The 13,499-nt window shown below is 46.8% G+C and carries 13 protein-coding genes; 10 read left to right on the top strand and 3 right to left on the bottom strand.

The features are described 5' to 3' along the window. The first annotated feature begins 3 nt into the window (after window positions 1-3). The 4 genes from F3I09_RS09465 to F3I09_RS09450 all read left to right on the top strand — a co-directional run bounded on the left by F3I09_RS09465 (window position 4) and on the right by F3I09_RS09450 (window position 4,941). Window positions 4-1,584 carry a RagB/SusD family nutrient uptake outer membrane protein gene (locus tag F3I09_RS09465; RefSeq protein ID WP_149694786.1) on the top strand — a complete coding sequence of 527 codons (1,581 nt, stop codon included), beginning with the start codon at window positions 4-6 and terminating at the stop codon, window positions 1,582-1,584. A 193-nt stretch (window positions 1,585-1,777) separates the two neighbouring features. Next, window positions 1,778-2,977 carry a hypothetical protein gene (locus F3I09_RS09460; RefSeq protein WP_149694785.1) on the top strand — a complete coding sequence of 400 codons (1,200 nt, stop codon included), beginning with the start codon at window positions 1,778-1,780 and terminating at the stop codon, window positions 2,975-2,977. Further along, entirely contained in the window at window positions 2,977-3,666 is a 690-nt protein-coding gene (locus F3I09_RS09455) for a DUF3575 domain-containing protein (RefSeq protein WP_149694784.1), read from the top strand. The genes F3I09_RS09460 and F3I09_RS09455 overlap by 1 nt, the downstream gene beginning before the upstream one ends. Window positions 3,667-3,765: 99 nt before the next feature. Further along, the gene (locus tag F3I09_RS09450; protein WP_149694783.1) at window positions 3,766-4,941 is read left to right on the top strand and encodes an acetyl-CoA C-acyltransferase; all 1,176 of its coding nucleotides are present in this window, start codon (window positions 3,766-3,768) and stop codon (window positions 4,939-4,941) included. Window positions 4,942-5,000: 59 nt separating this feature from the next. Here the strand turns inward: F3I09_RS09450 and F3I09_RS09445 are convergent, their stop codons facing one another. Further along, window positions 5,001-5,639 (bottom strand): hypothetical protein, encoded by a 639-nt coding sequence (locus F3I09_RS09445; protein WP_149694782.1) that lies wholly within the window; start codon window positions 5,637-5,639, stop codon window positions 5,001-5,003. A 185-nt stretch (window positions 5,640-5,824) separates the two neighbouring features. Here F3I09_RS09445 and F3I09_RS09440 point away from each other — a divergent pair, with 185 nt between their 5' ends. Then, window positions 5,825-6,808 carry a pyruvate dehydrogenase complex E1 component subunit beta gene (locus F3I09_RS09440; protein WP_149694781.1) on the top strand — a complete coding sequence of 328 codons (984 nt, stop codon included), beginning with the start codon at window positions 5,825-5,827 and terminating at the stop codon, window positions 6,806-6,808. A 200-nt stretch (window positions 6,809-7,008) separates the two neighbouring features. On the opposite strand, the gene cysM is transcribed toward F3I09_RS09440, so the two are convergent. Continuing rightward, a complete protein-coding gene (gene cysM, locus F3I09_RS09435; protein ID WP_149694780.1) occupies window positions 7,009-7,893 on the bottom strand; it encodes a cysteine synthase CysM in 885 nt (294 codons plus the stop codon). Beyond that, window positions 7,894-8,709: a serine O-acetyltransferase gene (locus tag F3I09_RS09430; protein ID WP_149694779.1), complete on the bottom strand. Its 816-nt coding sequence runs from the start codon at window positions 8,707-8,709 to the stop codon at window positions 7,894-7,896. A gap of 188 nt (window positions 8,710-8,897) precedes the next feature. On the opposite strand from F3I09_RS09430, the gene F3I09_RS09425 reads away from it, so the two are divergent. The 5 genes from F3I09_RS09425 (at window position 8,898) to F3I09_RS09405 (ending at window position 13,473) form a co-directional block, all read left to right on the top strand. Next, the gene (locus tag F3I09_RS09425) at window positions 8,898-10,082 is read left to right on the top strand and encodes a sigma-54 dependent transcriptional regulator (protein WP_149694778.1); all 1,185 of its coding nucleotides are present in this window, start codon (window positions 8,898-8,900) and stop codon (window positions 10,080-10,082) included. 54 nt (window positions 10,083-10,136) lie between these two features. Beyond that, window positions 10,137-10,793: an alpha/beta fold hydrolase gene (locus F3I09_RS09420; RefSeq protein ID WP_149694777.1), complete on the top strand. Its 657-nt coding sequence runs from the start codon at window positions 10,137-10,139 to the stop codon at window positions 10,791-10,793. Window positions 10,794-10,948: 155 nt separating this feature from the next. Next, on the top strand, window positions 10,949-12,127 hold the full coding sequence (gene lepB / locus F3I09_RS09415) for a signal peptidase I (protein WP_149694776.1): 1,179 nt from the start codon (window positions 10,949-10,951) through the stop codon (window positions 12,125-12,127). 134 nt (window positions 12,128-12,261) lie between these two features. Next, window positions 12,262-12,747 (top strand): cytidine deaminase, encoded by a 486-nt coding sequence (cdd, locus tag F3I09_RS09410; protein WP_149694775.1) that lies wholly within the window; start codon window positions 12,262-12,264, stop codon window positions 12,745-12,747. Window positions 12,748-12,840: 93 nt separating this feature from the next. Next, window positions 12,841-13,473 (top strand): lipopolysaccharide assembly protein LapB, encoded by a 633-nt coding sequence (locus tag F3I09_RS09405; protein WP_188133750.1) that lies wholly within the window; start codon window positions 12,841-12,843, stop codon window positions 13,471-13,473. Window positions 13,474-13,499 lie beyond the last annotated feature (26 nt).

The raw sequence follows: 13,499 nt of genomic DNA, 5'->3' as shown, positions 1-13,499 counted from the left end.
GTCATGAAGAAACTAGCAATTATATTTACCCTGGCCGGACTTGTATCAATGACGGCCTGTAAAAAATACCTGGACGAACAGCCTCAGAATGCTGTGAGCCGGCAGGATTACTGGACTACAGAAGCGGATGCCATCAATGCCGTAAATAACTGTTACCGCCGCCTGGGCGATGTGGATAACCGCATATTCCTGAGCTGCGCTACGGACGACAGTTATTCCTGGAGCGACTGGCCGAGTGATGTAAGGCTTGTTGGTAACGGAAGTGCCTCTATCGGAACCGGTATGTTTGCCAACTTCTGGAGCAACTTTTATAAGATGATCGCTTCCTGTAATGATGTGCTGGACAATATCGACAGGGATAAAGCATTATCGGATTCCCTTAACCAACGTCTGAAAGGAGAAGCCCGTTTTATCAGGGCATTCGCTTATCAGCAGCTGATAGGATTGTATGGAGATGTGCCACTGAGAACGACTACTCCACCGGTAAGTGACTTTGCTGCGAAGCGTACCTCACGTGCGGAAATAGCACAGTTCGTGGTGGCAGAGCTGGATACCATCGCTAAGTATCTTCCTGTTACCTACGATGCCAACAACGTAGGCCGTGCCACCAGGGGATCTGCGCTGGCATTAAAAGCACGCGTACTGCTATACGAGGGCCGTTATACAGAGGCAGCGGCGGCGGCTAAGGAAGTAATGGACCTGAATACTTACATGATAGACAATAATTACGTAAGCCTGTTCAATGGTACCAACAAGAACAGCCAGGAGATCATATTCTCTGCCCGTTACGTGAAGAACACATTGCCCAGCGCTATGGGTACATGGGTAGGCGGACCTTCTCTCGGTGGCTGGTCGCAGGTAGTGCCATTGCAGTCGCTTGTTGATGCATATGAATGTACAGATGGAAAGACCATAGATAAGTCTACGCTCTATGATGCCACACATCCATATGATAACCGCGATCCCCGTCTTAAATTGACGGTAGTAGTGCCAGGTGTAGTGGTGAACGGTATCACCATTGATGTGAGCAATATCAGGAGCCTGGATGCATTAAGTAAGAACAATGCATCACTGACAGGTTTCTATTATAAGAAATATGTGCCTGCTGATATTCAGGGTAACTGGGACGGCAACTCATACAACGATGTGGTACTGTTAAGATATGCAGAAGTACTGCTGACTTATGCAGAAGCTAAAATAGAAGCTAACCAGATCGATGCTTCTGTATACGATGCTATCAACCAGGTAAGACAAAGACCTGGTGTGATGATGCCTGTGCTGACAGCAGCTGATTTCCCCGGTCAGGCAGCATTGCGTGATGCGGTACGCCGTGAAAGACATGTGGAGTTCCCGATGGAAGATAACCGGCTGTTTGACATCCGTCGCTGGAAGGTTGCTGAAACAGTAATGTCCGGCCCTGTATATGGTATCCTGAACAACTTTGATCAGACCAGACAGGACTACGGTAAGCACGTACTGGTAGAACAGCGCAGTTTCAACGCAGGCCGTGATTATCTCTGGCCAGTACCACAAAGTGAAACAGCACTCAATCCGAATGCCCTGCCTAATAATAGTGGCTGGTAAAATAAATTCCGGTTATCGTAAGGACCGGTTATGCTTGAAGAAAGAGCCGTCTCAATTATTTGAGACGGTTTCTTTTTTATATATTATTGTCTTCTTTCTCTGCGTGGATGCCCCTTTAACGTTTTCTTAACGCATGCAGTGTAACTTCCTCTTATCTTTGCACGCTTCACAGAAAATGCCTAACCTATAGTATATGACTCGCCTTTTACAAACCTATGTCTTATTCACTGTCTGTAGTCTGCTTGCCGCTTGCGATGATGAACCCTGGGAACGTGGAATGGTAGATGGGTATGCCCCAATTTACAGTACTGATGCTTCTTTGAAACAGGTCAGGTTCCAGCCGCCCCGTAAAACTGTCAACGGTGGAAAATTATTTACAGCAGGTACGAATGTACTGCAGGAAGAAATTGATTCAGGACTACACGTCATTTCTTACCAGGACCCCGCTCACCCTGTAAAGACAGGCTTTCTGCGTGTTCCCGGATTCCAGGTTGCTGCCATTGAAGGTGGTTATCTGTACGTGAATAATTACGATGACCTGATCTCCATCCCGCTAAAAGCACTCTCTGCGGATATGAACGTAGGAAGGCTGGTGGGTGTCTGGAAACAACTGGATTATCCTATCGGACCGAACGCAGATTATTTTGAATGCGTAGATCCTTCAAAGGGAATAGTAGTTGGTTGGCGTAAGACCAAAATTAATAATCCTCAATGCCGCAGACCAGCTAAACCAGATAATAATTTTCCGGAGGAAAGCTATCGCAGCAATCCGGGACTGGTTGCTTCAAAGGGCAAACTGTACCTGGTGAATAAGGAGTCACTGGCTGTCTATTCTCTGTCCGTTCCTGACCGGCCGGTGATCGTGAAGAGCGAAATGTTGTTAGGTACAAAGGTGGATAGCATCTTTTTACTGAATAATAGTGAACTGGCAGTGGTGTACGGCTCCCAGCTGGACCGGCGTGACGGCGTCAGCTTAAACAGGACTACCTCTTACAGTAATTTGTCTTACTGTGTAAAAGTAAGAGCAAAAGGGGATACGGTATATACCATTTCCAACCAGAAAAGTTATTGTGGTCCTTCTCCTTATCTGATAAAATACAGGTTGAGAAAAGATACAACTGCTGCTATTGAAATAGATCGTTTGCGTGTAGACATGGCAAATGCCTTTGTTATAGCAGGCAGTTATATTTATATAGCCACAGAACAAGGTATGGTAATGGTAAATATTGCCGGGGCGGCGCTTGAAAGGGCTGGGGATATGACTGATGATGCTTATTCTTCTATCGTCACCAATGGTAACCTTTTATTCGTTCGCAGTAAACAGCAGATAATTTGTTATAGCATAGTTACTTCCCCCGCTTCTCCCAGCTTAATCTCTAAACTACCTTACTGATGAAACAACTATACGCCATTCTTATACTTTGTTTACTAAATACCATTGACTCCAAAGCGCAGAGAAATACGCCTGATTCCCAGCTCACGGGATTACGTATCAGTACCAACCTTGTGACGCTGAGGGAACCTGATGGTGGAGTTTCCCTGGCACTGGAATACAGGTATAAAAAGAACTGGAGTGTGCTGATGGAAGGTACCTGGATTTTTATTGATGAAAAAGACGATTATAATCTGAGAGGCAGATATTCGCCAATGGCAAAGGGCTTCCGTATCCGTCCGGAAATGCGCTACTATGTGCCGGGGAGAGGGCATGTGTACAAACTGTTCTTCGCGCAGGAAATTTCATATAAGCGCGTTAGTTATCTTGAGGAGTGGATCCAGCCGGTGAGGTCGAATCCCAGTGGCTGGGAACCGGATTATGAGAAAATATCCGCCTATGAGAAAGTCAAAAATATCTATGGCACATCTGGTAAGGTGGGCTGTCAGTTATTCTTTGATAAGGGACATAAATTCATGATAGAATTCTACATCGGGCTGGGACTTAAATACAGGGATGTGGCCTTTAAAAACAAGGTTCCTTCAGCAGACAGTTATTTAGAGGATAACAGCAGCTATCTTGCTGATGTGCCCAAAACAGGATGGGATATTAATATACCTATGGGAATTAAAGTAGGGTACCGTTTTTAATCTTCACGCCCCCGCTATCGTTTCTGAAATTCCGTTATATTTGGTGGAAACCAAACAATCTTAACAGTTGCGCCCCGGGCGTAACGAAAATTTCTACGGATGAAAGAAGTATTTATAGTTTCAGCGGTGCGTACCCCCATTGGTTCCTTTAACGGTGCATTATCGGCGATTTCTGCTACCCAACTGGGCGCCCTGGTGATGAAAGCAGCTCTCGAAAAAGCGGGCGTACCTCCCACTGCAGTGAATGAAGTGTATATGGGTAATGTGATCAGTGCCAACCTGGGCCAGGCGCCTGCCAACCAGGCCAGTATCTATGCCGGCATTCCCACTAATGTGCCCTGTACTACTGTCAATAAGGTATGTGCTTCCGGTATGAAAGCGATCATGTTAGGTGCGCAGAGCATCCTTTCAGGCGATAATGACGTGGTAGTGGCCGGCGGAATGGAGAGTATGAGCAATGTACCTTACTACCTGGATAAAGCCCGTAATGGTTACAAACTGGGAAACGGGGCTATCGCTGACGGTATTATCCGGGATGGTCTGTGGGACCCTTATAAGGATTTCCACATGGGGAATGCGGCGGAACTCTGTGCTGCAGAATACAAGATTTCCCGTGAAGACCAGGATGCCTACGCTATAGAAAGTTATAAAAGAGCAGCAGCGGCTACTGAAAAGGGATATTATAAAAATGAGGTCATCCCGGTGGAAGTGCCTGGAAAACAGGCAACTACTGTTACGGAAGACGAAGACTATAAAAAGGTGAACTTCGAAAAGATCCCCACATTGAAACCTACTTTCCAGAAAGATGGTACCATCACTGCTGCCAATGCCTCTAATATTAATGATGGCGCAGCGGCGGTATTGCTGGTGAGCGGGGAGAAGCTGAAAGAATTGGGACTGAAGCCTTTGGCGAAGATCATCAGCTTTGCAGATGCATCTCAGGCGCCTGAATGGTTCACGACCACTCCTGTGAAAGCGATCAATAAAGCGCTGGAAAAAGCGAAGCTGACAGTGGCAGATATGGATTTTGTGGAGATCAATGAGGCCTTTTCCTGTGTACCCATCGCCAATGAACGTGACCTGGGATTATCGTCCGACAAGGTGAACGTATGGGGAGGCGCTGTTTCTATGGGGCATCCTATCGGATGCAGCGGCGCACGTATCGTGGTGACACTCAGCTCCATCCTGCGCCAGAACAATGCCCGTTACGGCGTGGCAGGCATCTGTAATGGTGGCGGCGGCGCCAGCGCGATTATTATCGAAAGAGCGAATTAGCAATATTACTATTAAGGATCAGGGATTTACATCAGCACGTAAGTCCCTGATCCTTAATTTTATTGTATCAGACTGATGGTCGTATCAAAACGGGAGGCCCTGCCTGGTTCATTTACCAGGTTCATATAAAGATGCAGGCTATCCTGTCCGTTTTTCTCCATTTTTAAGGCTTGCAGCCGTCCCGTAGGTTTAACCACATCTCCCGAGATCTTTTCAAAAAACCAGTACTTGTCCTGTACCAGGCTATAGGTAGGGTAGCGGTAGATAATATCTACGGAGGTAGATTGCAGCGAATAGTCATCATCAATCGGGTAGCGTTTCATTTCCCCATCAGACAACAGGCCCAGCCCTGCAATAACGGTCAGGGTACGCAAGGGAGGCAGCAATAATCCAAAGAGCAGCACAAAAGGAAAACCGTAAAAAGCGCACAGGTATACCCACTTGCCGGACACCTCCTGCTGGGTTAGTCCATATAATACAATACCAGACCCTGCATACAGGGTATAGAACACCCGCTCTGTATAAGTGCCTTTAAATCCGTAGCCGCTGAAGAGCAGTATCAGGCACAGAACAGAGAATACACACATCACAAGGTGGAAATACCAGATCAAACCGGTGATCAGCGGGGCTTTGACCTTTTTGATCTTACAGGATATGGCCGCCAGAAAGCATAAGAAAAGCACGGTAATGGTAAACATAGGATAGGATATTAACTTATAACAGGCAGTATGTCCGCTAATATATATAATATTTCATATATAGTATTTAAAATCTCAGGAGCCTTACTCATAAGTTTTCCTTTGCTTTTTCGCCAACAAACAATAATTTTGCCCCTGCCTTAAGATAAATGAGGCATTAACTTTCAAACTTTAAGAGTAACAGCATGCGTCAGATAGCTTTCAGACAAGCCTTACGAGAAGCCATGCAGGAAGAAATGCGCCGTGACGACCGCGTTTTCCTGATGGGAGAGGAAGTAGCAGAATATAATGGAGCCTATAAAGTTAGCCAGGGAATGCTGGATGAGTTTGGCCCTAAGAGGGTAATAGATACGCCTATCGCCGAGCTGGGCTTCACCGCAATTGGTGTTGGTGCTGCACAGAATGGTCTTCGTCCTGTTCTGGAATTCATGACATGGAACTTTGCTGTACTGGCATTGGACCAGATCCTGAACACAGCTTCTAAAATGCTGGCTATGAGTGGCGGACAGGTAGGTTGTCCTATCGTTTTCCGCGGACCTAACGGTTCTGCCGGTCAGCTGGGTGCTCAGCACTCTACCGCTTTCGAAAGCTATTATGCAAATATCCCAGGTTTAAAAGTAATATCAGTTTCCAATCCTTATGATGCAAAAGGTCTGCTGAAAGCGGCTATCCGCGATAATGACCCGGTTGTTTTCATGGAAAGTGAGCAGATGTACGGCGAGATGGGTGACGTGCCTGAAGAAGAATACATTATCCCAATTGGTAAAGCTGATATCAAACGTGCTGGTAAAGACGTAACCATCGTTTCTTTCAACAAAATGATGAAAGTTGCCCTGGGTGCTGCTGAAGAACTGGCAAAAGAAGGTATCGAAGCTGAAGTGATCGACTTGCGTACCATCCGTCCGCTGGACTGGTTCACCATCCTGGAATCTGTTAAGAAAACCAACCGCCTGGTGATCGTAGAAGAACAATGGCCGTTCTCCAGCGTTTCTTCTGAGATCTCTTACCGCATCCAGAAAGAAGGTTTCGACTACCTGGATGCTCCGATCCGTCGTATCACAGCTGCTGATGCGCCAATGCACTACGCACCGAACCTGGTGAAACTGTACCTGCCTGATGTTGAGCGTACTGTGAAACTGGTGAAGGAAGTAATGTACATGAAGAAGTAACAGTAATACTGTCAATAAAGAAAGCCGGTCTGTCCTACAGGCCGGCTTTTTGTTTTATAATTTTTTGAATGAGGTTTTGTGAACCGGTTTCCTGTGCTGTTCTCCGGGTCGATATTCAATATTTTCGGGAGCGGTAATATGGTTGAACCGGGAACCAACGGAAGTCAATCCGTTACGCACATAACAATCCCCGATGATATTTAATTCCCAAACAGATCTGACGACAAATACCTATCGCCGCGGTCGCAGATAATACATACCAACACCCCGTGGTCCAGCTCCCTGGAGATCCTTGCCGCTGCGGACACTGCTCCTCCGCTGCTCATACCGCAGAAAATGCCTTCCTCTTTCGCCAGCCGGCGGGTCATCGTTTTTGCCTCTTCTTCCGAAATATCCATGATGCGGTCTACCCTCGATCTGTCGAAGATTTTAGGCAGATATTCCTCCGGCCATTTACGGATACCAGGTATCCTGGAGCCTTCCGTAGGCTGACATCCTACGATCTGTACCTGGTTATTCTGCTCTTTCAGGAATTTCGACACCCCCATAATGGTACCGGTAGTGCCCATGGCACTTACGAAATGGGTGATACTCTGGTTGGTATCCCGCCATATTTCCGGTCCGGTGGTTTTATAGTGCATGCCGTAGTTATCCGGATTGCCAAACTGGTTCAGCATATGATAACCACCTTTGGCCACCTGCTCATTGGCATAGTCAATGGAGCCTTCCATGGATGCTTCTTTAGGCGTCAGTATCACTTTCGCGCCAAAGGCTTCCATGGTCAGTACCCTTTCGCGGGTAGCATCTTCCGGCATCACCAGTTCAATTTCTACGCCGAACAGGCTGGCAATCATGGCTAATGCGATGCCTGTGTTGCCGCTGGTGGCCTCAATCAGTTTAATGCCCGGTTTGATCTCGCCTCTGTCCAATGCTCCTTTGATCATACCGTAAGCCGCTCTGTCCTTTACACTGCCTCCCGGATTATTTCCTTCCAGTTTCGCATAAATCGTAACTCCGGGATTGGCGCTGATGTGATTGAGCGCCACCATCGGAGTGTTGCCAACAAGATCTAATATCGAATGCATCTAATAACTATTTTCTACTACACTAATACTGCCGTCCGCCCGGTAATAGATCCGGCTGAAGGGGGCAGTGCTTTTTATAAGCCATACATTTCCGCCTATAATACTATGATGTCCCACCACAGTATCGCCTCCCAGGATGGTGGCGCCGGCGTATATAATGACATTGTCTTCGATTGTCGGGTGACGCTTGCTTCGCGCCATATCCTTATCCACGCTTAATGCGCCCAGTGTAACACCCTGATAGAGCTTTACATTGGCACCGATAACGGTAGTCTCACCGATCACGATACCGGTACCGTGGTCAATGCAGAAATAGGGCGCTATCACTGCAGCAGGGTGGATGTCGATACCGGTACAGCTATGTGCCCGTTCAGTGATCATACGGGGCAGCAGCGGTATTTTCAGCTGATGTAATGCGTGCGCAATGCGATAAAAGGCGATCGCGTAAAACCCGGGGTAGGCGCGTATCACCTCGTACATACAGGTAGCCGCAGGGTCTCCTTTATAAATAGCTTCTGCATCTTTTTTTAACGCATCATAAATGACTTCCGCCTGCTCCATAAACTGACGGCTCAGTGCCTCTGCCGCCGCAGGCAGCTGTTGTTGCATAGGCACTAACAGGTGCTGCAACTCGGATTGCAGTCCATTTGCGTATTCTTCCAGTAATACGATATCGGCCATCACCTTCCCGGTATATTCTGGAAAAAGCCAGTTGATAAAATTGTTGGCAAAGTCGTTCACCGCACTGGTAGTCGGATAGGCAGTAGCTGCAGCCAGCTGATGCCTCCGCCTTAATTCTTCTAAAAGTTGTTGCATATCCAAGTGAATTACAGGATTGAGGGAAACGATCAATGAAATTACGTATTAATGTCGAGAGTCCATAAAGTTAGTAGACAAATGGCCCATATCGAAGATGGGCGCATGGTTGTTGCCCCATTTTGTTATCTTGGCGGGGGATCAGGTAATTTCCCTTAATTTTGTACGTTGTTCACTAAAATAATGATATGGCCAACATTCTGATAATTGATGACGAGAAAAGTATACGTAAAACGTTGTCTGAGATCCTTAGCTATGAAGGTTACAAGGTAGACGAAGCGGCTGACGGGGCAGAAGGCTTTAAGATGTTCAAAGAAAAACAGTACGACGCCATCCTGTGCGATATTAAGATGCCCAAGATGGACGGGTTGGAATTCCTGGAAAAAGCCAAAGAAACCAATCCGGATGTGCCTATTGTAATGGTATCAGGACATGGAAATATTGATACGGCCGTAGAAGCAGTAAAGAAAGGGGCTTACGATTATATCTCCAAACCACCGGACCTCAACAGGTTGCTGATTACCCTGCGTAATGCCATGGATAAAAGCACGCTGGTGACAGAGACGAAGACCTTGCGCCGTAAAGTGAACAAAACGCAGGAAATGATCGGCACTTCTGCTCCTATCCTGAAAATAAGGGAAACAATAGAAAAGGTGGCGCCAACAGATGCCCGTGTGCTGGTAACAGGTGAGAACGGCGTAGGGAAGGAGCTGGTGGCCCGCTGGATACATGAACGCAGCAACCGTGCTGCTGGTCCTATCGTAGAGGTGAACTGCGCGGCTATTCCCAGTGAACTGATTGAAAGTGAGTTGTTTGGACATGAGAAAGGCTCCTTCACATCCGCAGTAAAACAACGTATCGGTAAGTTCGAACAGGCCAGTGGCGGTACGCTGTTCCTGGACGAAATTGGAGATATGAGCCTCAGTGCACAGGCAAAAGTGCTGAGGGCCCTGCAGGAAGGAAAGATCACCCGTGTGGGCGGCGACAAGGAGATCAGCGTGGATGTAAGGGTGGTGGCCGCTACCAACAAAGACCTGCTGAAGGAAGTGGAAGAGAAGAACTTCCGTCTTGACCTTTATCACCGTCTCAGTGTGATCCTGATACATGTGCCTTCCCTGAATGACCGCCGGGATGATATTCCATTGCTGGTGGAACACTTCCTGGAAAGCGCCTGCCAGGAATATGGTATGGCGAAAAAGGTTGTCGATAAGGAAGCCATGAAGGTTTTACAGCAGCACAACTGGTCAGGTAATATCCGGGAATTGGGCAACGTGGTGGCCCGTCTTGTGATCCTCTCCGGCAAAACGATCATGGCAGATGATGTATATGATTATGTGTTGCCCGCCAGGGACAAAAAGAAAATAAACGCTTAGTAATATCAGGGCTGTCCGCCGAAAGCGGGTAGCCCTTTTTCGTGTTATTGACCTATGAACAAGCATGTGTACCTGATCAGCGGTATGGGAGCAGATGAAAGGATCTTTAGATACCTTAGTTTTCCGGAGGAGTATACCATACACTATCTGGATTGGCTGACGCCCGACCCAACGGAGACTTTTCCTGACTATGCTGCCCGGATGGCCGCGCGGATTGAACATGAAGATGCCATATTGTTAGGCGTCTCCTTCGGTGGTATGTTATCCCTGGAAATAGCCCGGCAAAGACCGATACAGAAAGTTATCCTCATCAGCAGTATTAAAAGTACCGGAGAAAAACCCCCTTACCTGGCCTGGGTGAGAAAAACAGGTCTGCTGCAATTGCTGCGGCTACCGGATGCAATCATTTTCAGACGTAGGAAAGGATTGGTAAAACTGTTCCTGGGCGCTGAAACAGCAGAGGAAAAGGAACTGCTGGCTGATTATATGAACAAAACGGCCTACGGTTATCTTCGATGGGGCATCCGGACAATAGTGAACTGGCAGAACGATTTTATTCCGGCTTCATTGGTGCACATCCATGGAGGCAGGGACAGGGCTTTTCCGCCAGGACTTGTCAAGGCTGATTATATAATTCCCACCGGTGGCCACTTTATGGTGTATAACCGGGCTACGGAAATCAATGAAATCCTGAGAAAGGAGTTGGTGTGACTTCAAAACTCCTATGAACCAATTGAATTACATGTAAAAAAGTTTATTAAATCAACCTAATCCCCTTATTTTAGCAAAACTTTTGATTAGTATTAATTAGCTTGCAGAACACAGAATATTATATTTGATCTTTTAAATATCTTAAACAAATCTTAATGAACCTGGCTTTTTGGAGAAGAAATAAAGAGGGTCAGCCAAAGAAGAAATCTGCCGTTAGAGAGTGGTTTGATGCCGCTATTTTCGCCATCATCGCAGCTACCTTGATACGCACCTTTATTTTTGAGGCGTACACTATCCCAACCCCATCTATGGAAAAGACATTGCTGGTAAACGACTTCCTGTTTGTCAGTAAGATTAGTTACGGGCCTCGTATTCCCATGACGCCACTCGCCGTACCTTTTACACATCATACACTGCCATTTACCAAGTATAGCAAGGCTTATTCCGAAGCAGTACATTGGAAATACAGACGTTTGCCAGGTTTTTCAGACGTTGAGCGTTATGATGTAGTGGTATTTAATTTCCCCGAAGGAGATACCGTAGCCCTGGAACAACAGGAGCAAAGCTACTACCAGCTGGTAAGAATTTTTGGACGTGACAATGTATGGGAACAGAACCATGTTACTTCCCGTCCTGTTGATAAACGTGAGAACTATATTAAACGCTGTATGGCTGTTGCCGGCGATACCCTGACCATCAAAGACGGTATTGTTTTCATAAATGGAACACAGGCGCCGATCCCGGCGGAAAGCGAGCGTACATATTGGGTAAAGACCACGGGAGATCCTCTGAATCCCAGCCGTCTTGATGAACTGAACATCGATCCGTCTCCACGCAGTGTTGATGACTCCAGCACCTTCAGGTATGATCTGACCCCTGGTATGGCCAACCTGCTGAAAACATGGCCGGCGGTAAAGGATATAACGCCGTATGTGAAGTCTCCAAGACAAGACGTACAGGTGTTCCCGCATGATACCGCACATTACAGATGGACAGAACATAACTTTGGCCCGCTGTATATTCCGAAGAAAGGTGTGACTGTCAACCTGGATAGCACCAATATTGCTTTCTATGACCGTATCATCAGTGTATACGAAGGCAACAAACTGGAGGCGAAGAACGGACAGTTCTATATCAATAATAAGCCAGCCAATACCTACACTTTCAAAATGAACTACTACTGGATGATGGGTGATAACCGTGATAACTCACTGGATTCCCGTTTCTGGGGTTTTGTGCCTGAAGACCACATCGTGGGTAAGGCATGGCTGATCTGGATGAGCTATGGTCATGGCAGCATCCGCTGGAACAGGCTGTTCAGAACAATCAAATAAACGCCCTGGAAGCGCTGTAACACAGGTTACAAGGTCTTTCCAGGTGCTGAACAATATTCTATTACGAATTACGCATGACATCCAATTACAAACACTAACTTGTAATTCGTCATCCGTAATTCGTAATTTAGTGTATGGACATCCGTAAACATTCTTTTGAATACAATTCCTTCCAGGACAGTGCAGCCTTACCCATTGCAGATCTCCGGTTGCTGGAAGAAGCCCGGGAAGTAACCGCCCAGGCCTATGCCCCTTATTCCAACTTTTATGTAGGCGCCGCCATTTTACTGGCCAACGGCATCGTGGTGAGAGGAACAAACCAGGAGAACGCTTCTTTCCCTGCCGGCATCTGTGCGGAAAGAGTGGCGTTATCTACCGCAGCATCCCTCTATCCCGGAGTACCTATACTCACTATTGCCGTCAGCTATCATAATCCTTCCGGAAGCAATGATACCCCGATTTCCCCTTGTGGCATCTGCCGGCAGACCTTATCAGAATATGAAGGCCGCCAGCAGCAGTCTATCCGTGTTATCATGAGCGGACAAACGGGAAAAGTGTTCATCATTCAGACTATCAGACACTTGCTGCCACTGGGATTCTCTGCAGAAGATATGCAATAAAATTGTTATCTTTGCCGTAGTCTATGAAACGCTATGTTGAACGTCCGTGTCTTATGTCCGCTGCTATGGACGGTTTTATTCGTGCAAGTTGCTATGGCTTTTCCAGGAAATAAGTTAAAGGGTCTCTACAAGGAAGGAGTGAACTGCCGCAATGAAGGCAGGTTTCAGGCTGCAAAGAAATGTTTCAATGAAATCTTACACCAGGATAGCAGTTACACGGTAGCATACCTGCAAATGGCAGAGATCCTGGCGTTGGAGGAAGAATATCATGAAAGCATCCGTTATTACCAGCATTTCCTGCGCCTGGATGAAGAACAGCCCTCTTCCTGGTATGCCATCGGAGTGTTATACTTCAATACTAAAGATTTTCACAACGCAGTAGGTGCTTTTGAAAAGGCACAAAAGAAAGGGCATCCTGTTGATGCGGATTATTATCTGCATCTGGGAACAGCTTATCTGCATATCCGCCAGATAGAGAAAGGTGTGAAACACCTGAAGTCCTGCCTTACTTTACGGGAGAACGATCCGCGGCCTATGCAGGCGCTGGCCCATCACTATTACCTGGCGGGCAACTACAGCGCTGCTATTACGTACTGGGATAAACTACTGACTATTCAGCCTGAGAATGCTTTTGCCATGTTTATGCTGGGCAAGTCATACATCGGCAATGGAGAGGTGACAAAAGGAGAGCAGCTGTGTGACAAGGCGCTGGCGGTAACGCAATAATATTATCCGAATAAAGATAAAAGAAA

This window comes from Chitinophaga sp. CF418 (assembly GCF_900142925.1).
GTDB lineage: Bacteria > Bacteroidota > Bacteroidia > Chitinophagales > Chitinophagaceae > Chitinophaga.
Note: the sequence above shows the minus strand (reverse complement) of the source record. Positions and strands in the feature narration are given on the sequence as shown.